This window comes from Aequorivita vitellina (assembly GCF_022008365.1).
GTDB lineage: Bacteria > Bacteroidota > Bacteroidia > Flavobacteriales > Flavobacteriaceae > Aequorivita > Aequorivita vitellina.
Genome location: NZ_JAIRBA010000184.1, coordinates 1 through 326 on the forward strand (window position 1 = coordinate 1; position 326 = coordinate 326).

The 326-nt window shown below is 40.2% G+C and carries 1 pseudogene; it reads left to right on the forward strand.

Annotated features, from left to right (window positions below):
- Nucleotides 1–326: pseudogene (locus K8089_RS16435) on the forward strand (hypothetical protein); the annotation flags it as partial.

The following is a 326-nucleotide window of genomic DNA, read 5'->3' on the forward strand; positions in this document are numbered from 1 at the left end:
TTCACCTATACCGATGAAGACAACGTTACTACAACCATCGACATTTCAAACCTTGAAACACTTACTACCCTAGCCTTAAACGTTGACGGAAAAACATTGGAGTACACCGATGAAGACGGAATTGTAACAAGCATCGACTTAGAAACTGTAATCGACAACTTCGAAACACTTACAACCATCGTTGATAACGGGAACGGCACTTTCACCTATACCGATGAAGACAATGTTACTACAACCATCGATATTTCAAATCTGGAAACACTTACCTTTTTAGCACTAAATCCGGATGGAAGAACCCTTGAATATACAGATGAAGACGGCGTTGT